We start from the raw sequence: 22,821 nt of genomic DNA, 5'->3' as shown, positions 1-22,821 counted from the left end.
TAAATTAATCACTCACGATTGAACCTAGAAGATAAGGAACCCGCCATGTCTGACATTATCAATCACGACGTGGATCCACAGGAAACGCAGGAATGGCTCGAAGCGATGGAAGCCGTGCTTGCAGAAGAGGGCTCAGAACGCGCTCACTACCTGTTGGAGAAGCTGATTGACAAGGCCCGTCGTAACGGTGCTCACCTACCTTACGATGCAACTACGGCGTACCTGAACACCATTCCTCCTGGTCAGGAACCACAAATGCCTGGCGATATGGCGTTGGAGCAAAAGATCCGCGGTTACATCCGTTGGAACGCGCTGGCCATGGTACAGCGTGCATCTAAGAAAGGGTTGGACCTGGGCGGACACATGTCCAGCTTCGCATCTTCAGCCACACTTTATGATGTAGGCTTCAACCACTTCTGGCGTGCACCTAACGAGCACGACGGCGGCGATCTTATCTACTTCCAGGGCCATATCTCCCCAGGTATCTATGCGCGTTCTTTCCTGGAAGGTCGTCTGAGCGAAGAGCAGATGGACAACTTCCGTCAGGAAGTGGAAGGCAAAGGCCTGAGTTCATACCCGCATCCCAAGCTGATGCCTGATTACTGGCAGTTCCCAACCGTATCAATGGGTCTGGGTCCGCTTACTGCTATCTACCAAGCGCGTTTCCTCAAGTATCTGCACGATCGTGGCATCATGGATACTTCGCGTCAGAAGGTATGGGCATTCCTGGGTGATGGTGAGATTGATGAGCCAGAATCACTGGGAGCCATTGGCCTGGCGGCGCGCGAAGGTCTGGATAACCTGATCTTTGTTGTTAACTGTAACCTGCAGCGTTTGGATGGTCCGGTACGTGGTAACGGTAAGATCATTCAAGAGCTGGAAGGTTCTTTCCGCGGCGCAGGCTGGGAAGTGATTAAAGTTATCTGGGGTCGCTACTGGGATGCCCTGTTGGCTCGCGATACCTCTGGCAAACTATTGCAGTTGATGGAAGAAACCGTTGATGGTGAATACCAGAACTGTAAAGCCAAAGGCGGTGCATACACCCGTGAGCACTTCTTTGGTAAGTACCCGGAAACCGCTGAAATGGTTGCCAACATGTCTGATGAAGACATCTGGCGTCTGAACCGTGGTGGTCACGATCCATCAAAAGTTTACGCCGCCTATCAGCGTGCAGTGAACACCAAAGGTCGTCCAACTGTAATCCTGGCTAAGACTGTAAAAGGTTATGGCCTGGGTGAAGCGGGTGAAGGTCGCAACATCGCGCACAACGTCAAGAAGATGAACATTGATGCGATGAAGCATTTCCGTGATCGTTTCAACATTCCGGTTGATGACAACGAAATCGAAAACATCCCTTACTACAAGCCTGCTGAAGACAGCCCTGAGATGCAGTATCTGCGTCAGCGCCGTGAACAGCTTGAAGGCTCGTTGCCACGCCGTCGCGTGAAGTTCTCTCAGTCGCTGGATATTCCTGGCCTGAAAGCTTTCGATGCGGTACTGAAAGGTTCTAACGGCCGTGAAATCAGCTCCACGATGGCGCTGGGTCGTTTGCTGACTGCTTTGCTGAAAGATAAGAATATCGGCAAGCGTGTTGTGCCCATTATTCCTGATGAAGCACGTACCTTCGGTATGGAAGGTCTGTTCCGTCAAGTGGGCATCTATGCTCACGAAGGTCAGAAATACGTTCCTCAGGATGCTGACCAGGTTGCTTACTACCGCGAAGACAAAACTGGTGCGGTACTGCAGGAAGGTATTAACGAGGGTGGTGCAATGTCCTCTTGGGTAGCGGCTGCAACCAGCTACTCAGTGAACGACACCCCGATGATCCCGTTCTACATCTACTACTCCATGTTCGGTTTCCAGCGTATCGGTGACCTTGCCTGGTTGGCCGGTGATGCCCGTGCCCGTGGTTTCCTGATCGGTGGTACCGCAGGTCGTACAACCCTGAACGGCGAAGGTCTGCAACACGAAGATGGCCACAGCCACGTGATTTCGAGCACCATCCCGAACTGTATCAGTTACGACCCAACCTTTGGTTACGAGCTGGCAGTGATTATCCAGGACGGTATCGAGCGCATGTACGGTGAGAAGCAGGAAGACGTTTTCTACTACATCACCACCATGAACGAAAACTACGTTCACCCAGCCATGCCAGAAGGTGCTGAAGACGGCATTATCAACGGTATCTACAAGCTGGAAAGCGTTGCCGGTAAAGGTAAGGCCAAGGTTCAGCTGATGGGCTCAGGCACTATCTTGCTGCAGGTTCAAAAAGCCGCACAGGTACTGGCCGAAGAGTACGGCATCGATTCCGATGTATTCTCTGTGACCTCATTCACTGAGCTGGCCCGTGATGGTCTGGATGTTGACCGTTACAACCTGCTGCACCCAGAAGCGGAGCCAAAAGTAGCTTACGTGACTAAGACTCTGGAAGCAGACACGCCAGTGGTTGTTGCGACTGACTACATGAAAGTTCACGCTGACCAGCTGCGTAACTTTATCCCTGCGCCTTACCGCGTGTTGGGTACTGATGGCTTCGGTCGTTCAGATAGCCGTGAAAATCTGCGTGCACACTTCGAAGTTGATTACCGCTACGTCGTATTGGGCGCACTGACCGAATTGGCAGCAAAAGGCGATTTGGACAAGAAAGTGGTTGCAGAAGCGATCACCAAGTTCGAGATCGACGCTGACAAGATCAACCCACTGTTCGCCTAATAGAGGATAGAGACTGATGGCCGACATCAAAGAGATTCTGGTACCGGATATCGGTGCTGATTCCGCCGACGTCACCGAGATCCTGGTGGCTGTGGGTGACACCATTGAAGCGGATCAGGGCTTGATCACCGTTGAAGGCGATAAAGCCGCAATGGATGTGCCTGCGCCGTTTGGTGGTGTAGTAAAAGAGATCAAAATCGCTGAAGGCGACAAAGTGTCTGAAGGCACTTTGATTATGGTAGTTGAAGCCGAGAGCGCGGAAAGTGCAGCCCCAGCCCCTGCGGCTGAGCCTGCTCCTGCCGCGCCCGCTCCGGCTCCAGCGGCCCCGGCAGCTGCCCCAGCTGCTGTGGCTGAAGTGAAAGAAGTGACTGTGCCAGATATTGGCGCAGACAGTGCTGACGTCACAGACGTTTTAGTTGCAGTAGGCGAGACCATTGAAGCTGACCAGGGCCTGATCACCATTGAAGGCGATAAAGCCGCAATGGATGTGCCTGCGCCGTTTGCCGGTGTGGTTAAAGAGATCAAGATCGCCGCGGGAGACAAGGTATCTGAAGGTACCCTGATCCTGTTAGTTGAAGCAGGTGCAAGTGCGGCAGCTGAAACTGCTCCGGCAGCCCCTGTTGCTGAGAGTACACCTGCTTCAGCAGCCGCTCCAGCGGCTGCTGAGCTGAAAGAAGTGACCGTACCTGATATCGGTGCCGACAGCGCTGATGTGACTGACGTCTTGGTTGCGGTTGGCGACACCGTTGAAGCGGACCAGGGCTTGATCACTGTTGAAGGTGACAAAGCGGCGATGGACGTACCATCACCGTTTGCCGGTGTGGTGAAAGAGGTCAAAATCGCTGCGGGCGACAAGGTGTCTCAAGGCACCCTGATCGTTGTGATTGAAACAGCGGGCGCTGCACCAGTATCAGCTCCAGCAGCGCCGGCCCCAGCTCCAACTGCTCCAGCACCTGCTCCGGCAGCTTCTGCGCCAGCAGCTGCAAAAGCTGATCCTGTGCCTCATCACCCACACGCTGCGGCAGGTAAAGGTAAGGGCGCAGCCCATGCTTCACCGGCAGTACGCCGTGTTGCCCGTGAGTTCGGTGTTGACCTGACTCAGGTGAAAGGCTCTGGCCGTAAAGGCAGAATCCTGAAGGAAGACATTCAGGCTTATGTGAAGTTTGAGCTGTCTCGTCCTAAGAGCTCGGGCGCTGTGACCGGCAGCGGTCTGGCCGTTGCGGCCCAGCCAAAAGTCGATTTCTCCAAGTTTGGTGAAATTGAAGAGGTGGGTCTGTCACGTATCCAGAAGATCTCTGGTCCGGCACTGCATCGCAACTGGGTAACTATCCCTCATGTGACGCAGTTCGACGAAGCAGATATCACTTCCGTTGAAGCGTTCCGTAAAGAACAAAACGTGCTTGCTGAGAAGCAGAAGCTTGGCTTTAAGATCACACCGTTGGTGTTCATCATGAAAGCCGCTGCAAAAGCATTGGAAGCCCATCCTAAGTTCTGTTCTTCGCTGTCGGAAGATGGTGAGTCACTGGTGATGAAGAAGTATGTTCACATCGGTGTGGCGGTAGATACGCCAAACGGCCTGGTTGTTCCGGTTATCCGTGATGTGAATAAGAAGGGTGTGTTTGACCTTTCTAAAGAACTGCTCGAAATCAGTGCCAAAGCACGCGAAGGCAAGCTGACAGCCAAAGATATGCAGGGCGGGTGTTTCACTATCTCCAGCCTTGGTGGTATCGGCGGCACTCAGTTTACACCAATCGTGAACGCGCCAGAGGTGGCTATCCTGGGTGTATCCCGCTCAGAGATGAAACCTAAGTGGAACGGTAAAGAGTTTGTGCCACAACTGACCCTGCCATTGGCACTCAGTTATGACCACCGGGTGATTGATGGTGCCGACGGTGCACGCTTCATCACTACCCTGAGCGGAGTGTTGTCAGACATCCGCAGGTTGGTACTGTAAGCACAGGCTGACAAAGGGGCGTGACCAACGGGTTTCGCCCCTTTTCGTTTCCCTGCTTTCAGAAACAGGCAAAGGCAGGTTAGACTGGCCGGACTTGAATGGAACAGAGCACGCTTCGCGCGCCATAACAAGATTCTCACCAGACAAGTTCAGGCGATAGAACATAGGATTAAAGAGGACATAATGAGCAACGAGATCAAAACACAGGTCGTGGTACTCGGTGCCGGCCCCGCAGGCTACTCCGCCGCTTTCCGTGCAGCGGACTTAGGTTTGGAAACCGTACTTATCGAGCGTTTCGACACCCTCGGCGGTGTTTGTTTGAACGTAGGCTGTATCCCTTCAAAAGCACTGTTGCACGTGGCGCAGGTGATTGAAGATGCCAAGCACCTGGGCGCTCACGGTGTGGTATTTAACGAGCCAGAGACAGACATCGACAAGATCCGTGTTTGGAAAGACAAGGTGATCACCAAGTTGACTGGCGGTCTGGCTGGTATGGCCAAGATGCGTAAAGTGAAAGTCGTTAATGGTTACGGCAAATTCACTGGCGCCAACACCCTTGCGGTAGAAGGTCCAGACGGTGTTACCACCATCAACTTCGACAACGCCATTATCGCAGCAGGCTCTCGTCCGGTTCAGCTGCCATTTATCCCGCATGATGACCCACGTATCTGGGATTCAACTGACGCACTGAAACTGGAAAGTGTGCCAGAAAAAATGCTGATTCTGGGTGGTGGTATTATCGGTCTGGAAATGGGTACTGTGTATCACTCCCTGGGCTCTAAGATCGAAGTGGTCGAATTTATGGATCAGTTGATCCCTGCGGCCGACAAAGACGTGGTGAAAGTTTACACCCGTGAGATCAAAGACAAGTTTACCCTGATGCTTGAAACCAAGGTAACCGCGGTTGAAGCAAAAGAAGACGGTATCTACGTTAGCTTCGAAGGCAAAAAAGCTCCTAACGCAGCGATTCGCTACGATGCGGTACTTGTGGCTGTGGGTCGTACACCAAACGGCAAACTGCTGGACGCTGAAAAAGCCGGTATTCAGGTGGATGAGCGCGGCTTTATCAACACTGATAACCAGATGCGTACCAACGTGCCTCATATCCACGCCATCGGTGACATCGTAGGTCAGCCTATGCTGGCACACAAAGGTGTGCACGAAGGTCACGTAGCTGCCGAGGTGATTGCCGGTAAGAAGCACTACTTCGAGCCTAAGTTGATCCCATCGATTGCTTACACACACCCAGAAGTGGCGTGGGCCGGTCTGACCGAGAAAGAAGCGAAAGAGCAGGGCGTTAACTACGAAGTATCTGTATTCCCATGGGCCGCGAGTGGTCGTGCTATCGCCTCTGATGCCGATAGCGGCATGACCAAGCTTATCTTCGATAAAGACAGTGGTCGTATCCTGGGTGGTTCTATCGTAGGTGTTAACGGTGGTGAGCTGCTGGGTGAGATCTGTCTGGCTATCGAAATGGGCTGTGACGCTGAAGATATCGCTCTGACAGTACACGCGCACCCAACACTGCATGAGTCTGTTGGTCTGGCGGCTGAGATCTTTGAAGGTTCAATCACTGACCTGCCAAACCCTAAAGCTAAAAAGCGTAAATAAACGCTGTATTTTTAGCGTAAAAAGCCCCGCCCAAGCGGGGCTTTTTTGTGTCTTTTTCTTCCTCTAGCTCGCCTGATTCGTAACCTTTGTACCGCATCTTTGAACTGAGGTTTCCCCCCTTGCCACGCACCAATGGCGATCTGGCTCTACCCCTATCGAGATATCCATGGATCATGGCTGGTGCAACTCTCTACCCCTTTAGGGAAGGTTCTATTTCTACCGTTTTTTGTTGTTAAAGCTATTTAAAACAATGTGTTAACTATATTTTTACAAAGTTGGTACGCATTGTGTAATACCACTCCCCAGAAAAGGTTCTGCACTTTTAACTTTCACAATACCTTTTTGGGGAGAGCAAAATGTCTAAGCAAAAGTTGTTTGCAAAACTTGCCTCAGCAACCTTGGTATCCAGTGCGCTGACACTGAATGCTTTCGCTGCTGAGCCTGAAAAAGAAGACCTGAAATTCGGCTTTATTAAGCTGACTGATATGGCACCTCTGGCTATCGCTTACGAGAAGGGTTACTTCGAAGATGAAGGCCTGTTTGTTGAGCTCGAAGCACAGGCAAACTGGAAGGTATTGCTCGACCGCACCATTACTGGTGAGCTGGATGGCGCGCACATGCTGGCAGGTCAGCCGCTGGGTGCCACCATCGGTTACGGTACTGAAGCACACATCATTACCGCATTCTCAATGGACTTGAACGGTAACGGCATCACGGTTTCCAACGACGTTTGGAAAGAGATGAAGAAACACATTCCAATCGGTGAAGACGGCAAGCCTGTTCACCCGATCAAAGCTGACGCGCTGAAGCCTGTAGTTGAGAAGTATGCTGATGACGGTAAGCCGTTCAACATGGGCATGGTATTCCCGGTTTCGACCCACAACTATGAGCTGCGTTACTGGCTGGCGGCCGGTGGTATTCACCCGGGTTACTATGCGCCACATAAAGGTGACACCTCAGGTCAAATCGATGCTGAAGCATTGCTGTCGGTAACACCACCACCGCAAATGCCTGCCACGTTGGAAGCGGGCACCATCTACGGCTACTGCGTGGGTGAACCATGGAACCAGCAGGCGGTATTTAAAGGTATCGGTGTACCTGTTGTGACTGATTACGAGATCTGGAAGAACAACCCAGAGAAGGTATTCGGTGTTTCTAAGAAGTGGGCTGATAAGTACCCAGAAACTCACAAGCGTGTTGTTAAAGCGATGATCCGTGCTGCTATGTGGTTGGATGAAAACAACAACGCCAACCGTCCTGAAGCTGTGAAGATCCTGTCTCAGCCTCACTATGTGGGAGCGGACTACGACGTAATTGCTAACTCTATGACGGGCACATTCGAATACGAGAAAGGTGATAAGCGTGATGTACCTGACTTCAACGTATTCTTCCGTTACAACGCAACCTATCCATTCTACTCAGATGCTATCTGGTACCTGACACAGATGCGTCGCTGGGGTCAGATCTCTGAGCAAAAACCTGATAGCTGGTACATGGATGTGGCGAAGAAAGTTTATCGTCCAGACATCTACATGGCGGCAGCAAACGAGTTGATTAAGGAAGGCAAAGCGAAAGCCTCTGACTTCCCTGGTGCAGACGAAGATGGCTTCCGTCCACCGCAGACTCACTTCATTGACAACATCGTCTACGACGGTACCCAGCCTAACGCTTACTTGAAGAAGTTCGCGATAGGCCTGAAAGGTGACGTCCAGCTGTAACCACTCTTTCAAGAGTTGGGTGACTTATCTAAGCCTGTGGGGGCTGCAAAGCCCCCACATTGAATTGCAAGGGGGCAATCATGGCAACAGCAGTATTAGATAAATTGGAATCGATCGGTGGTTTTTCACCTCTGGTCAAACTGGCTCGCGGTCAACAGCCACTCGAGCAGATCAACACCATGTTTCGCGCTGTTGGTGTACCTATTCTCGCATTTCTCATCTTCCTGATGCTTTGGAGTGCAGCAGCCAGCCAGGTAAATACGAGCTTGGGACAATTACCAGGTCCTGCACAGGTTTGGCACCAAGCTGGTGGTTTATGGGAAGAGCATAAGGCTGAGCGTGCCAAAGAAGTCGCTTTCTATGAGCGACAGGAAAAACGAAACGCCGCTAAGCTGGAAAAGAATCCTGATGCGAAGGTTAAGTGGCGTACTTACAACGGTCGTCCAACTTACTTTGATCAGATCGTCACCAGCCTCATCACCGTGTTTACAGGCTTTTTGATCGCATCCGTTGTCGCGATCCCCATCGGGATTATCTGTGGTTTGAATAACACCCTGTATACCGCACTGAACCCGTTGATCCAGATATTCAAGCCGGTGTCGCCCTTGGCATGGTTACCTATCGTCACCATGGTGGTGTCGGCCGTTTATGTCTCTGATGACCCCATGTTTGATAAATCATTTCTGACATCAGCAATCACCGTGACCTTGTGTTGCTTGTGGCCAACGCTAATCAACACCACAGTCGGTGTATCGGGTATCGACAAGGACTTGATCAACGTTTCTAAAGTACTGCGCCTGAGCTGGTTTACCCAGATCCGCAAAATTGTGCTGCCTAGTGCCATTCCAATGATTTTCACAGGCCTGCGTTTGTCATTGGGTGTGGGCTGGATGGTATTGATTGCCGCAGAGATGCTGGCTCAGAACCCTGGCCTGGGTAAGTTTGTTTGGGATGAGTTCCAGAACGGTAGTTCCAACTCATTGGGCCGCATCATGGTGGCTGTATTCACCATTGGCTTTATCGGTTTCATTCTCGACCGCGGCATGCTGGCGCTGCAACGCTGGATCTCCTGGGATAAGAGCGCGGTCTTAAGGTAAGCGACTTACCAATCGGGATGAGTAAACGAACCATTTTTTAAAGATGCCAAGCCCCCTCAGGGATAGATGGCGGCACACGGAAGTGCCAACTTTAACGAGGACAGAATTATGAGCAGTGCATATTTGAGTATCGAAGGGGTATCCATTGAATTCCCCACACCAAACGGCCCGTTTAAAGCGCTGGACCATGTCGACCTGAAAATTAACAAAGGCGAGTTTATCTCTCTGATCGGTCACTCTGGCTGTGGTAAATCCACGGTATTGAATATCGTCGCGGGCCTTTATCAAGCTACCGAAGGCGGTGTGATCCTTGATGGCAAAGAGGTTAACGAACCAGGCCCTGAGCGTGCGGTGGTGTTCCAGAACCATTCGTTGCTGCCTTGGTTGACCGCTTACGAAAACGTAGAGCTGGCAGTAAAAACCGTGTTTAAAGGCAAGATGAGCAAGGCCGAGATGCGCGACTGGATCGAGCATCATATGAAGCTGGTGCATATGGATCACGCCATGCACAAACGCCCTGACGAGATCTCAGGCGGTATGAAACAGCGTGTGGGTATTGCGCGCGCATTGGCGATGCAGCCGAAAGTACTGTTAATGGATGAGCCATTTGGTGCATTGGATGCACTGACTCGTGCCCACCTTCAAGACTCGCTGATGGAGATCCAAAACGAGATCAACAGCACCGTTATTATGATCACCCACGACGTGGACGAAGCGGTACTACTGTCTGACCGCATCGTAATGATGACCAATGGCCCTGAAGCGACCATTGGCCAGATCCTTGATGTGGAACTGGCGCGCCCACGCGAGCGTCTGGTGCTGGCGGATGACCCTGAATATAACCATTACCGCGCTGAAGTACTGCGTTTCTTGCACGAGCGTCATGCGAAACCTGATGTGCCGGTATCCAAACCTGCGGCTGAGCCGAAAGAAGTAGTGGCTACGCAGACAGAAACTGTCGTTGAAAAGGAAGAAGGGCCACAGCTCAAGCTGGCAACCAGTGAAGGTAAGAGCAAGCAGGAAGAGGTGGCATAAGCAGCCTTTGAAAGGCGCTCTTCACCATGAGATCTGAATTATTGATATTCCTGGACTGATGTACTTTAAGCGCCCCGAGGGGCGCTTTTTTTTGTCAGCATTATAGGTCAGGTGATGCAGTGACCTTTTACTTCGTTGTTGCTTGGGTTTTTATCCTGAATGCCATTCACCGGTGTTGCCTTGGCAGTGAATGAAAAGTCACCTGCAGGTATCGAAGGGATGGTTACTTTTGTACTTCGTTTCTCACCCGCTGGAATCGTAACAGTGGTATTGCTTACTGGTGTCGAGATATGTGCAAACTTCACCTCAACCAATGCTGCGGAATCTTTGTCACCGTCATTTTGAACCGTGACTTTCAATTCCTTGCCTGTGCGATCACAGTAGTCGATGGGGTCGTTAAAATTGGCGGTTTTAGCGATGGTGAGATCCGGTAACTTCTCATCGCTATCAGAACATGATGCGAGAAACAGAAAAGCAGAGCAACAGATAAGTACAACATATTTTCTTAATAGCATGGCACACCTCCTTGATGTGTAGCCTTTGGGTAAAACTGAGCCTAATAAACATCCATTGCTGGCTCAGCGAAGAAAACAGTTGAGTGTGTTCTAGGTCTAGCTGATCGCGCCCAGATTCCCAGTGAGCATGGTGCTTTCGGTTGATGTAGGTCAATAGCTTGCTCTTAACCTGCGTCATTTATGTCCGTTGAGATTGATTGAAAAGCATTCGATTTATCTGTTCACATTTTGTTTACATATGCTATGTTGGAATTGTTGACCTGTTTTTAACTTGCAAAAACACTTTGTAAAACAGGGCAATGTTTCAATCACTTCAATTGATAGGGGGTTCTATGTTTGACAGCAAAGTAACACTCCCTGATAGCCTGCACACCTGCTCGGTGGACTTTCACCTCAGTGAATGGTTCGACGAATAGCCACACTCCTTAACACGTTTGTTTAGCTGAAATTTCACTTTTCACGCCAGCGATCCCTTTTTTGTTCAGCCATCAAGGCTGACATGGCGAACGCTGCAAACAGAGTTATGGGGTAACACCATGTTTAAACAAATCAAAACAGTTGCAGTTCTATTAGGTCTTTATCTTTTTACCAGCCACGCCTCTTATGCCGCTTGCCTTACCAGCGAAGTCGAAAGTAATGATTCTGAGTCGACAGCGAATAGCGGTATCTGCTCCGGTGTCAGAATCTCGGGCGATATGTCTCGTCGCGACACTGATTGGTTTAGTTTCACGACAAATGACAGGGCGGAGATTGCCATCTCTCTGATTCATCACAGCCGAGATGACTTTGATTGGGCACTTTATCGCGCTAGCGGTGGTGCACTATTAACTGGGGAAACCAGCACTATTCCAGAGTCTGGCAGCTACCTGGGCGATGCCGATACCTATTACCTCAAAGTCACTCGCTACAAAGGGAGTGGCTGGTACGATTTGACCATCGACTTCTCTCAAGCGGACGGTGGAACACCCGGCGGCAATGATTGCGGTTATGGTGTACGTCCTGCGCTACCGGCAGGGCTGTCACAGCTGATCTCAGGTTCAACAGACGACCAATGTGCAACATTAACCTCTGGCCAGGGTGCTGCACTGCTCATGGGCGGCGGTAGCGATGTCGATGATGCCTTTGCCAACCGGGTCAAACCTCATATTGGTGCAGGTAGTGATGTTGTGGTTCTGCGAGCTTCTGGTACCGACGCCTACAATGACTATCTGCAGTCACTGATAGCGGCTGACTCAGTTGAGACCTTGATTATCGATAGTCGCACACTGGCAAACAGTGATTACGTCGATTGGGTGATCCGCTCCGCCGAATTTGTTTTTGTTGCCGGTGGCGATCAGTCTGAGTATCTGAATCTTTGGCAGGGCACTAAGGTTCAAACAGCACTACAGAGTGTGTTTGATAAGGGCGGTGTTATCGGCGGTACGTCGGCTGGTATGGCTATTATGGCGGCCAGTGTCTACGACCCTGACGGTGTAGCTGGTGCGGTTTCCAGCGAAGTGGTGACCGACTTCTGTCATCAAACACTTAATTTCAGTTCAAGTTTTGTGTCATTGCCCATGCTGGCGAACAGCCTGACCGATACTCACTTCTATGAACGAGATCGCATGGGGCGTGCTGTCGTTTCCTTGGGGCACCACTCAACGCAACATTTTGCGATAGCGGCGAGCGAAGGAACTTCGCTTTTCGTTGATAGTTTTGGCGTGGGTGTCGTTGATGGTAGTTATGAGGTTTACGTGCTTCGTGAAACGGCGCAAACAGAACGAGTTGAGTTAAGTTGTGGCTTGCCTGTGATTTATAAGGGGATCGAGCGAATCAAACTGCTATCCGGAGACACTATCGATCTGAATGATTTCTCTCATTCTGGTGAGGTTCTGTCGATTGGTATCGATGGCAATAACAGCCAATTCTACACGCCAACAGATCCGTACTGAGGTTGATTGCGTTTTGGGTGCAGTGCTGGGTTGCTGCACCCGAAATTTGCTATCTGGCAAACCAGATCTATCTAAGGTTCATCGACAGGTTTTTTAGCGAGATCTGCTGATGCATCAGCATCCGACAGTTCAACCCTATTTCTCCCGCCTTGTTTTGCTCGATATAGCGCTTTATCTGCCAGTTGAAACAGGTGTTCTGAAGTGACCTTCTCTGCCGCAGATTCAATTGTCCCAGCGATGCCAAAGCTACAGCTGATGGAAAGCATCTTGTTCTTATGGGGAAAGCGATAATCCGCAATGGTGCTTCGAATCCGCTCTGCGACGGTGGCCGCCGCGTTTTGATCGCACCCAGGCAGTACGACAAGGAACTCTTCACCGCCATAGCGGGCAATCCAGTCGATCTCCTCGCGCAGGTGCTCTGAGGCGAGTTCGGCAAACTTTGCCAATACCTTGTCTCCTGCAGCGTGACCAAACTTGTCATTGAGTACTTTAAAGTGGTCAAGGTCAGCAAAAATGACGCTAATCGGGTAGTTCATCCGGTAGGCGCGAGACAGTTCGCTCGGTAGAAAACGATCGAGAAAACGCCGGTTTCTGCAGCCAGTTAGAGCATCTCTATGGGATAACTCCTCAACATCGCGTTTTGATTGCACCAGGCGTTTTGCCATGGAATAAGCAAATCCTGCGTACACACAGAAGTAAGCAGAGATGGTCGCTCCCGCAACAATTTCACCTATAATTCCCAGCGAGATGATTTCGATGGGGCCGAGTACCCAAACGCCAACGGCCAATGTTATAAAGCCAATAAATAGATTGATCACCAGCAGCCTGGGGCCGACCGAGACCAGACTATTCGCTGCCGTCGTCGATATCATGGCGGTAAACACCATGATTGCAGGGAAGGTGAGTGAGTAAAGCGCAAAAAAAACAGCATCAATAGAGAGCGAAATCTGTTCAGTGAGTCGTGAGCAAAATAGCTGCGGCATTATGAAACGGGCAACAAACGGCCAGAGCAGGCAAAAAGCAGGGATCCAGAAAAAGGTTTCACTAAGCAAGTGGTCGCCCAGTAGGTGCCAAGCCAATAAAAGCAGTACCAGATCGCCGAATAGTCGAGCTGGGAAATTGAACTTTACGATAGGGTGGAGCTTGTTTGCTGCGTTCACCGACCTCACTACTGCGTCAATAAGCGACCGAAATCGACTTTAAGACATTGCTTAATCGAAGCATATATCCCAGCACTGAAAAATTTTTTGATCGGACGCTTAAACCCGAAAACAGCCAGTGGCCCGAAGATGCTTAGGATCAATTTTCTCTGGGATTTTGACGTCGCCTTATGCTTGCAACATAGAAGAAATGAACTCTGTGCCCAAAACGGCCACTCCCGAGTAGAACAAGATGGCTACCGCACTGCCCAAAAGCGCAATGGAGGTGGTTAAACCATCTTTGGCCGCAAGCCCTGTGCCCAGGGTGAATATTACCAATGCCGGCAGAGTGTTGGTCATGGGGATGGGTATCAGCATTAAAGAAGCCATCAACATCACGTTAATGGCAAGCAAACGTTGAGCTGTTGAACTGTGGATAAAAACGCCTCTCGGCTTCACCACTCTTTCTATTAGCCTGAAAAAGCCTGTTCCCGTCCGCAACACTTTTTGGCACATTGAAGCACTCAATTTCACATTGGCGATGCGCTTAGGAACAGATAGATTTTCCCGGCATATGAGCATTTGAAAAGAAATCGCCAGCAAGCAAATACCAAATGGGATACTGTAGCCCGGCGCAGGAATGGGTAGTGCACTAGGTAGAGCAAGCAGCATAAGCAGCATGCCCATCCCCTGTTTGTCGGTCTGTTTTAGCAGCTCGCCAAAAGAGATGCCGGTTTGGCTACAGGAGCTTAGAAGCTGCTGCAGTTGACTGGAGACCGGTAGTGATTGTTTGACGGTCTGATTAACTTGCTGTTCTGCCATTTGTTTTGCTTTTGACTATCGAGTTGAGGCCTAGCCCGGCGTGCTTGCCAGTGCTTGCTGCGCTTCCTCTTGCATACATGTCGCCAGCTCGCTGGGAATGCCTAGGACGACGGCGAGCTTTTCCAGGTGCATTCGCTCAGCTTGATTATCGATATCAATGGCCAGACAAGATGCAACATATAGCTCTGTTTTCTGCTCTTCAGAAACCACTCCTCTTGCAAGTTCTCGCAGTGAGACTGGCTGATGGATCTGGTCCAACACGATGGCTTTGGTTTCGGGGCTTAGCTCCATTCGCTCGATGGCTTTGTAAAGCCGTGCTTGCTCAGTGCTATCTATATGTCCATCGGCTTTGGCTGCGGCGATCATGCCTTTAATAAGGGTGACTTGAAAATCGGCTGTCATCACCTCAGGCGACTCATAATCGCTGGCGCTGCTTTGCCAACTATTTTGCGTACCACCGCTCTGCGGTTGGTTTTGCTGGTACTTCTTGATCGCGTTGTAGGCCAGACCACCCAACATGGCGGCACCGCCGTAGACAGCGGCTTTGGATGCAAACTTCTTAGTTTTCTTGTTGCCTGCCAGCAGTGCCATGACGCTTCCAGTAACGGCCCCACTGGTGAGTGCGCCTGACTGTTGACTGCTTTGTGACTGTGGGTTATTACCCTGTTTTGACGTTTCTGGAGATGACAGGCTGCTGGCCGCGCCAAGAAATTGATTTAACAGGTTACCTAAGCTCATGGGTTGGGCTTCCTTTTTACCGCGGAAATGGTGCCGTTTTTCCTATTAATTATGAAACGATTAGCGGCAGGTAGGGGATCATATTCTGTAAATGAATATATCTGAGAGAGCGCTTGGTTTTCGGAAACTAAGTGAGTCGTACTAAAAAATGTAAATGTACTGAGAGATAAAAAACGCCACCAGCGCCTTGGCTGGTGCTGGTGGCCTGGCACTGACGGCATAGAGGCTTATATCATAACGCTATCATCAGCCGATTGTGTGGTGACATCCGCCAAGCCTTTCTGCAGGGCTTCAAGACGGGTTTCCACAATATGATCGTCGTCGATCCAGTCTCGGATCTGGAGTTTTTCCAGCTGTTCCATGGTCTGTTCGTTGGGGCTGTAGAGATAAACCTGACAGCCGGCATCCAGTGCATCGCGCATCGCATTCTCTAGCGCCAACGCTACGGTCACATCAATCATGGGTACGGCGCTCAGGTCGAGCACCATGGCTTTGTATTGCTCAACAGCCGCGTGCTGTCTCGCGATGGCCTTGGATACACCAAATATCATTGGACCGGAGAGGTAGAAGAACAGCAGCTGACCTTTGGCTTTATCAAGCAGATCACGCTCTTCTGTCGTCAGAGGTACACCGTCGTCGGCATCCGAGATCGCTTTAACGTTCTGCTCCTGGACCCGACTTAGTTTCTCAATGGTGATCACATTGGCCAGGAACACGCCGATGCCTACCGCATAAATCAGGTCAACAAACACGGTTAGGAATAGCACGCCATACATGATACAGGTGGGCACCAAAGATACGGTGTGAGCGCGTTTGATAAAGCTCCAGTCAAGAATATTAATCCCTACAAACAGGGCTATACCAGCGAGTACGGCAAGCGGGATCGGCTGGGTCAGAGGGGCAAACCAGAGCACTACCAGCAACAGGATCACCGCACGAACAATGCCTGACAGTGGCGACCGGGCACCGACCTGCACGTTGACTACGGTACCCATGGTGGCGCCTGCGCCCGGCAGACCACCGAACAGACCAGATACCGTGTTTGCAATGCCCTGGCCCATCAGTTCGCGATTCGAGTCATGTTCTTTACGGGTCAAGCTATCCGCGATCACGGCGGTCAGCAGGGTATCGATGCAGCCCAGTGTGCCCAGGATCAGCGCGTCGGCCAGCATTTCGCTGATTAGGCTCCATGAAAAAGTAGGCCAAACAATCGAGGGCAGGCCGCTTGGGATCTCGCCAATACGGCGGATGCCTTCGTCACTGAAAATCAGCATGGAGATTAGAGTCACTGCCACCAGTGCGACTAACTGCGGGGGAACTTTCTGCTTGTATTTCTTGGGCATGAAAAACAGCACGCCCAAGGTCATCAGGCCGAGCAGGAACTCGCCAAAATCCATATTGCGGATCAGGTCAGGTAGAGCCAAAAGCGTACCCATTGCGCCACCGGAAGGCGTTGCCTGGCCGAGAAATGGCCCAAGTTGCAGGATAACCAGGATCACACCGACGCCGGACATAAAGCCGGAGATTACGCTGTAGGGCATCAGGGTGATGTATTTGCCAAGCTTGAGGGCGCCGAGTGCCACTTGAAACAGGCCCGCCATCATCACCACTGTAAACGCCATTGCTAGGCCGTTTTCCGGGTGCCTGGCCATCATAGTGGTAAGGACCGCAGCCATCACTACCGTCATCGGACCGGTGGGTTCGGAGATCAGCGTTCGGGAACCGCCAAACAGGGCGGCGAACAGCCCGACCAGGATAGCACCCCATAAACCGGCTTCTGCCCCTGCGCCTGATGCCACGCCAAATGCCAGTGCCATCGGCAGAGATACGATCGCCGTGGTGACCCCACCAAACAGGTCACCTCTGAGGTTCATCTCTTCAAACTTTCCTGCAAACAAGTTTGCTCTCCTCTAATTCGTCCGGCTCGATTCTAATGATATTTCAATTAATTAGAACCGCCAGAATGTAAGGATAACTTATTCTGAACCAGTGGTCGGTGGAGTGAAACCAAAACAGTTGCCTTTACAGCGTACTCTTCACTCGTTATTTAACAAAATAGATCAAAAGCTTAACCACTGTCTGCACGAATATTAACCAGCACCTCTGCTACCATAACGCGCGCGTCAAAGTGCGCTTTTGATTTGGTGTTTTTCATCCGTAGTAGGGCAGTAGATGATTCGGATCGCAGCGGTAGTGTTGGGCATTTTGGTAGCCGCCGGAGCCATGTTCTTACTCGATAGTGAGAATGCACAGGCATCTCATGACGAAACTGCACCTGCCATCAGTGTACGAGTTGAAAAGCTCAACAAAGCCTCTATCGCCGAAAGCGTGCCTTTACAGGGCACGGTGTTTTCCCACCATGCAGTGAACATTACGCCGGAAGTGGATGGTCGTATCACAGCCATCTATATCGAATCTGGTCAGGAAGTGGAACGGGGTCAGTTGTTATTGCAACTGGATGATCGTCATGAGCAAGCGACCGTGCGTCGTGAGCAGGCCAAGTTAAAAGATGATATTCGTCGTCAGAAGCAGATCCACCAACTTGCCAAACAACATGCAGTTTCTACGTCAGAGGTTGATGCAGCTGATGCGCAGGTGGCCATTCAGCAGGCTGAACTCGCTTTAGCCAAGGCGGCGCTGGAAGACCGTGCTATTCGCGCGCCGTTTCGAGGCAATGTCGGGCTGGTTGATTTAAGTGTGGGTAAGTTGGTTAACAGCGATACTGTGCTGACCACGCTGGACGATACCTCGCAGCTGAAGATGAACGTGTCAGTCCCTGCAAAATATCAACACCGTATTCAAAAGGGCACCGCGTTTGCTTTAAACGCTGATGCGCTGCAAGCACGCTCCGTGGTCGCCAAACTGGCTTACATCGATAGCCGCGTTAGCGACCAGACCTTGAACATGCGGTTACAGCTGACCATAGATAATCATGACAACCTGTTGTTGCCGGGTACGTTTTTAACTGGTGACTTGCCGTTGGCGAAAGAAACCGTGGTTAGCCTACCGCTGCAGGCGGTGGCATATGAAGGCCACCAGCGTTTTGCTTACCGTTTAAATGGCGATCATGTTGAAAAAGTCGAGATTGAACTCGGTGCCCGTAACAGCGATTTTGTTGAAGTGGTTACCGGCCTGAAAGCTGGGGATGAGATCGTCACCGAGGGCTTGGTGAAACTGCGTGATGGTGTTCGCGTTCAGGTTATTGAGCATCCTCGCGCATGAGGCTTTCTGATCTCGCCATGTACCGGCCAGTCTTGGCCATTGTGATCAGTGCCTTGCTGGTGGTGTTTGGCTTTGTCTCGCTTTCACTTTTGCCTGTACGGGAGATGCCGGATATTGATAACCCGGTGGTTTCTATCGGTACCGCCTATCGCGGCAGTGCCTCCTCTATCGTTGAAACCCAGATAACCAATCCGATCGAAGATCAACTCAGCGGCATTGATGGCATTGATTACATCTGGTCCTCCTCTTGGGATGGCTGGTCTGGCATCACCATCACTTTCAAGCAGGGTCACAACATGCTTGAAGCGCTCAGTGATGTGCGCGATGCGGTAAACCGCGCTCGCAATGATCTGCCTGATGACGTCGACGAACCGATTATTCGCAAAGATGATGGTGATAATGCACCGATCATGTGGCTCAATCTGACCGGATCTGCGCTGGACCGCGTTGATATGAGCGACTTTGCTGAGCGGGTGCTGGTTGAGCGACTCAGCCTGTTGCCCGGCGAGAGTGCGGTCAATACTTCGGGTGTTGTTGAGCGGGTGATGTATATCGAGCTGGATCCAGAGCAACTCGCTGCTCGAGGATTAACGACTCAGGACGTGATTGATGTGCTGCGACAGGAAAATGTCCAGCTACCTGCTGGTTATATCCGCAATGAAAGTCTAAACCGCGTTGTGCGGGTTGATCGTCAATACCAAGACCAACAAGACTTCGAAAACATCCAGCTGATGCGAGGCGAGGGCGGTCCAGTCTACCTTCGCGATGTCGCGCGGGTATATGTCGGCGCCAAAAAAGATACCACCACCTTTAAGGCTGACGGTGTTGATAGCTTTGGTCTGGGTATTGTGCCCATGTCACAAGCCAACCCATTAGAAGTGGCTGATGAGGTGCGCAGGCAGCTTCCCTATCTGCAGCAGTTTCTACCCGATGGTGCAGAGCTGTATATCGATTACGACAGCACCAAGTTTATTCGCGCTGCTATTTCTGAGGTGTACTCCACGCTGGCTTATGTTGCTCTGTTTGTGGTGTTGGTGCTGTATCTGTTTTTGGGCCGTATCAGCTCGACGCTTATCCCTGCGGTTACCGTGCCTATCTCATTGATATCGGCATTTACCGTTGCTTATCTGGCCGGCTTCTCCATCAACTTGATCACCCTGATGGCGATGGTACTGGCGATCGGCCTGGTGGTGGACGATGCAGTCGTGATCACCGAAAACATTGCCCGCCATCGTGCTAATGGCGAGTCACCTCTGGTTGCTGCCTTTAAAGGCGCCCGTGAGCTGAATTTTGCCGTGATTGCCACAACCGTCGTATTGGTGATGGTGTTCCTGCCACTGCTGTTTATGGATGGCAAAATGGGCCGACTGTTTACCGAGTTTGCGGTTTTGTTATCGGCCGCCGTGGTGGTTTCCAGTTTGGTGGCATTGACCCTGGCACCTGTGATGGGTGGAGCTGTTTTTCACAAAGCCAAGTCCACACCCAAGGGCCCGCAGGCTGTTATTGATCGCGGACTGGAACGACTGCGACAAGGCTACGGACGCTGGTTAGATAAGCTGCTGAATCACAGTTGGCTTGCGGTAGTGATAGTGTTGGCGGCACTGACTGCTATGGTGTTCAGTTACCAGGCGCAAAAGAAAGCGTTTGCGCCAAAGGAGGACCGCGGCACAGTAAATGTGTACGTGGCAGGTGTCGAGGCGACCAGTTACGACCGCATGCTTGAAAGTATGTCTGCGATTGAAGCGCGTCTGATCCCGCTACGAGATAATGGTCCTATTCGTTCTCTTAACTACTCTGCGCCGGCATTTGGATCCTGGGCCGATCATCAGGGATTTTTCATTATTCAGTTGGAAGACTGGCAGGACAGGGAAGAGAGTGCTCATGATGTGGTGGAGATGATCCGTGCTGCCACCATCGATGTGCCTGACGTAAAGGTGATCCCCTATGTGCCGGGTTTTGGTGGCCGTATGGGCGAGCCTGTGCAGTTTGTCCTGCAGGGCGAGGATTATCAGCGGTTATGGCATTTTGCTCGGGAGTTGGCAGAAAAAGCCGAGCAAAGCGGCTTGATGGAAGGCGTGGATCTGGATTACAACCCGACCACACCGGAGCTGATCCTTACCATTGACCTGCCGGTGGCTCGTCAACTTGGGGTGTCGGTACAGGATATTGCATCAACGTTGGAAGTGCTGCTGGGTGGCCGCAACCAAACGCGCTTCGAGGAGCGCGGCGATGAGTATGATGTCTATCTGAAGGCGGATGAAAGCCAGTTCATGTCCGAGTCCGATCTGGCTAAAGTCTATGTGCCCAACGACAAGGGTGAACTGATCTCCTTGAACACCCTGATTATTGCAGAGGAGCACGCTTCAGCACGCGGGCTGTTTCATTATCAGCGTAAAAAATCTATCAATATCAAAGCCAATCTGACCGCCAAAGCCACCCTGGGCGAAGCGCTCGATTTTCTTGCCGATGAAGCGAGACCTATGCTGCCACCGGGATACACCTTCGATTATGCCGGTGAGTCAAAGGAGTACTTTGATAGCCAACGTGATGTGGTGCTGCTGTTTGGTTTGGCATTGCTGGTGTGTTACCTGGTACTGGCCGCCCAGTTTGAGAGTTTTATCAGTCCAAGCATTGTGATGATCACCGTGCCTTTGGGATTAGTGGGGGGCTTGGGGGCGCTGCTGATCTCCGGTGAAACCTTCAATATCTACAGCCAGCTTGGACTGTTGATGTTGATAGGCATGGTGACCAAAAACGGCATCCTTATCGTTGAGTTCGCCAATCAGCTTCGCGACAAAGGTTTAGATCTATTGGACGCGACCCGTCAGGCGGCAAGTTATCGGCTGCGTCCGATCCTGATGACGGCATTTACTACGTTGTTGGGGGCATTGCCGATGCTTTATGCCAGTGGCGCGGGTGCAGAAAACCGCTTTGCCATTGGTGTGGTGATCTTTGGTGGCATGTTGGTGTCAACGCTGATCACTCTGTTTGTGGTGCCCTGTCTCTATTATCTGATTGGACGGTATAGTCGCTCGCCACAGGCACGGCAGCACAAGTTGGAAAGAGAGTTGGCCAAGTCCCGGTCTTAAAATGACATGACAGGGCTGGGTGAAACCTCTTTTATCGCCGCCCTAATTTGTTCTCCCGCTTGAGAAATTGTCCTTAAGCGCATATATCTAGTTTTCTTCTTTCATGAGTTTGAACGCTCATATTCATCATCTTTAGTGGGGTACAGAATGCGATATGCCAGATTGGGAAGCAGCGGCATCGAGGTGTCACGAGTGTGTCTTGGCAGCATGACCTGGGGTGTTCAAAACAATCAGCAGGATGCCAACCAACAGATCGAATATGCGTTGTCCCGTGGTATCAACTTTATCGATACCGCCGAGATGTATGCGGTACCTCCAACGCCGGACACCTACGGCAAAACCGAAACCATCATCGGCAACTGGTTAGCCGCCAATCCACAACGTCGCAAAGAGATTGTACTGGCGACTAAGATCGCCGGTGGTGGCTTGGGCTGGATAAGAAATGGCAGTGAGATCAGTGGTGAGACGGTGATCCAGGCGGTGGATGGGTCCCTTGAGCGACTGCAAACCGACTATATCGATCTGTTTCAGCTGCATTGGCCAAACCGCACGTCTCCCCATTTTGCCAAACATTGGCCTGGACAAATCGGCTTCACAGATGTCGACGGCGAGGCGCACTCCAACCAGATGCTGGAGATCCTACAGGCGCTGAACGAGTGTGTGAAAGCGGGCAAGATCCGTTACTGCGGACTGTCGGACGACACGCCTTGGGGGATCAATGAATATATCCGCCTAAGTGAAAAACATGCGTTGCCACGTATGGTGTCGATTCAGAATGAGTTCAGCCTGCTGCACGCCAAAGACTGGCCTTATCTGATCGAAAACTGCGTCCATGCGGATGTTGCGTTTTTGCCATGGTCTCCCTTGGCTGGTGGTGCGTTAAGCGGCAAGTACCTGAATGGTGCCCGGCCGGAGGGTAGCCGCTGGACTATCTCTCAGCGCAATGGCCTGTTCCGCGATAACCCAGCCTCCGAAGCTGCCGTGACTGCGTATGTCGACATCGCTAAGGCACACAACATAACGCCTTCCCAACTGGCGCTGGCCTGGGTTGACCAAGTCGATGGTGTGGCATCCTCCATTATCGGCGCTACGTCTATGGCGCAGCTGGAAGAAGATATTGATGCCTTTGATATCACCCTGAGTGATGAAGCGCTGACCCAGATTGGCGCGGTATTTAAGCAGTACCCGGTACCGTTTTAGCTTGTGCAATATGTAACGCAAACAGGCATTGCAAAAAA

General features: G+C 51.3%; 15 protein-coding genes. 10 read left to right on the top strand and 5 right to left on the bottom strand.

Going from position 1 to position 22,821, the window contains the following annotated elements; genetic code table 11:
• Positions 1-45 precede the first annotated feature (45 nt).
• The 6 genes from aceE (at position 46) to ABEA14_RS09120 (ending at position 10,127) form a co-directional block, all read left to right on the top strand.
• Positions 46-2,712: a pyruvate dehydrogenase (acetyl-transferring), homodimeric type gene (gene aceE / locus ABEA14_RS09145; RefSeq protein WP_345339649.1), complete on the top strand. Its 2,667-nt coding sequence runs from the start codon at positions 46-48 to the stop codon at positions 2,710-2,712.
• 16 nt (positions 2,713-2,728) lie between these two features.
• Positions 2,729-4,666, top strand: coding sequence for a pyruvate dehydrogenase complex dihydrolipoyllysine-residue acetyltransferase (gene aceF / locus ABEA14_RS09140; protein WP_345339648.1), 1,938 nt, complete (start codon positions 2,729-2,731; stop codon positions 4,664-4,666).
• A 183-nt stretch (positions 4,667-4,849) separates the two neighbouring features.
• Positions 4,850-6,277 (top strand): dihydrolipoyl dehydrogenase, encoded by a 1,428-nt coding sequence (lpdA, locus tag ABEA14_RS09135; RefSeq protein WP_345339647.1) that lies wholly within the window; start codon positions 4,850-4,852, stop codon positions 6,275-6,277.
• Positions 6,278-6,633: 356 nt separating this feature from the next.
• Positions 6,634-7,995 carry a CmpA/NrtA family ABC transporter substrate-binding protein gene (locus tag ABEA14_RS09130; protein ID WP_345339646.1) on the top strand — a complete coding sequence of 454 codons (1,362 nt, stop codon included), beginning with the start codon at positions 6,634-6,636 and terminating at the stop codon, positions 7,993-7,995.
• Between the two features lie 80 nt (positions 7,996-8,075).
• On the top strand, positions 8,076-9,092 hold the full coding sequence (locus tag ABEA14_RS09125) for an ABC transporter permease (protein ID WP_345339644.1): 1,017 nt from the start codon (positions 8,076-8,078) through the stop codon (positions 9,090-9,092).
• A gap of 108 nt (positions 9,093-9,200) precedes the next feature.
• The gene (locus tag ABEA14_RS09120; protein WP_345339643.1) at positions 9,201-10,127 is read left to right on the top strand and encodes an ABC transporter ATP-binding protein; all 927 of its coding nucleotides are present in this window, start codon (positions 9,201-9,203) and stop codon (positions 10,125-10,127) included.
• 107 nt (positions 10,128-10,234) lie between these two features.
• Here ABEA14_RS09120 and ABEA14_RS09115 read toward each other — a convergent pair whose 3' ends face one another.
• Positions 10,235-10,642 carry a CARDB domain-containing protein gene (locus ABEA14_RS09115; RefSeq protein WP_345339642.1) on the bottom strand — a complete coding sequence of 136 codons (408 nt, stop codon included), beginning with the start codon at positions 10,640-10,642 and terminating at the stop codon, positions 10,235-10,237.
• Between the two features lie 536 nt (positions 10,643-11,178).
• Between ABEA14_RS09115 and ABEA14_RS09110 the strand changes: the two genes are divergently transcribed.
• The gene (locus tag ABEA14_RS09110; RefSeq protein ID WP_345339641.1) at positions 11,179-12,573 is read left to right on the top strand and encodes a cyanophycinase; all 1,395 of its coding nucleotides are present in this window, start codon (positions 11,179-11,181) and stop codon (positions 12,571-12,573) included.
• Positions 12,574-12,644: 71 nt separating this feature from the next.
• Here the strand turns inward: ABEA14_RS09110 and ABEA14_RS09105 are convergent, their stop codons facing one another.
• From ABEA14_RS09105 to ABEA14_RS09090, 4 genes are all read right to left on the bottom strand, one after another.
• Positions 12,645-13,733 carry a GGDEF domain-containing protein gene (locus ABEA14_RS09105; protein WP_345339640.1) on the bottom strand — a complete coding sequence of 363 codons (1,089 nt, stop codon included), beginning with the start codon at positions 13,731-13,733 and terminating at the stop codon, positions 12,645-12,647.
• Positions 13,734-13,901: 168 nt separating this feature from the next.
• The gene (locus tag ABEA14_RS09100; RefSeq protein WP_345339639.1) at positions 13,902-14,534 is read right to left on the bottom strand and encodes an exopolysaccharide biosynthesis protein; all 633 of its coding nucleotides are present in this window, start codon (positions 14,532-14,534) and stop codon (positions 13,902-13,904) included.
• 30 nt (positions 14,535-14,564) lie between these two features.
• Positions 14,565-15,272, bottom strand: coding sequence for a tellurite resistance TerB family protein (locus ABEA14_RS09095; protein ID WP_345339638.1), 708 nt, complete (start codon positions 15,270-15,272; stop codon positions 14,565-14,567).
• 227 nt (positions 15,273-15,499) lie between these two features.
• Positions 15,500-17,146: a SulP family inorganic anion transporter gene (locus tag ABEA14_RS09090; protein WP_345339662.1), complete on the bottom strand. Its 1,647-nt coding sequence runs from the start codon at positions 17,144-17,146 to the stop codon at positions 15,500-15,502.
• Between the two features lie 298 nt (positions 17,147-17,444).
• On the opposite strand from ABEA14_RS09090, the gene ABEA14_RS09085 reads away from it, so the two are divergent.
• From ABEA14_RS09085 to ABEA14_RS09075, 3 genes are all read left to right on the top strand, one after another.
• Positions 17,445-18,494, top strand: coding sequence for an efflux RND transporter periplasmic adaptor subunit (locus ABEA14_RS09085; protein WP_345339637.1), 1,050 nt, complete (start codon positions 17,445-17,447; stop codon positions 18,492-18,494).
• Positions 18,491-21,583: an efflux RND transporter permease subunit gene (locus ABEA14_RS09080; protein ID WP_345339636.1), complete on the top strand. Its 3,093-nt coding sequence runs from the start codon at positions 18,491-18,493 to the stop codon at positions 21,581-21,583. The genes ABEA14_RS09085 and ABEA14_RS09080 overlap by 4 nt, the downstream gene beginning before the upstream one ends.
• Before the next feature lie 147 nt (positions 21,584-21,730).
• Complete coding sequence (locus ABEA14_RS09075) at positions 21,731-22,783, top strand: aldo/keto reductase (RefSeq protein WP_345339635.1); 1,053 nt, start codon at positions 21,731-21,733, stop codon at positions 22,781-22,783.
• Positions 22,784-22,821: the final 38 nt, after the last annotated feature.

The organism is Corallincola platygyrae (genome assembly GCF_039544265.1).
GTDB lineage: Bacteria > Pseudomonadota > Gammaproteobacteria > Enterobacterales > Neiellaceae > Corallincola > Corallincola platygyrae.
Note: the sequence above shows the minus strand (reverse complement) of the source record. Positions and strands in the feature narration are given on the sequence as shown.